We start from the raw sequence: 255 nt of genomic DNA, 5'->3' as shown, positions 1-255 counted from the left end.
CGGCAATCGGCTATACAGCGGACATCCGTATTACAAATAACGGAATTACGAAGGTTGTAAAAGTAAAAGCAATTGACGTATCAGCAGGAGACAAGCCGACAAGCCTGAGTGTGCCGTCTGACCTGGTAGAGCTGAAGCGGAGTGAAACATACCAGCTGGCAGTGAGTGCAGAAACAGCGAATGGGACACGCGATGTAACAGCGAGCAGCACAGGGACAAAGTACAGCAGCACGAATACATCGATTGCGCAGGTAA

Annotated in this window: 1 protein-coding gene; it reads left to right on the top strand. The window is 49.8% G+C overall.

The genetic code is table 11. The annotated features are described in order from the left end of the window. The coding region (locus M3221_RS26010; RefSeq protein WP_251274839.1) for a hypothetical protein at positions 1-255 on the top strand (255 nt) is incomplete at both ends.

Origin of the sequence: Domibacillus indicus (genome assembly GCF_023715895.1) — a bacterium.
Classification (GTDB): domain Bacteria; phylum Bacillota; class Bacilli; order Bacillales; family Domibacillaceae; genus Domibacillus; species Domibacillus indicus_A.
This window is presented reverse-complemented; position numbering and strand designations above follow the sequence as displayed.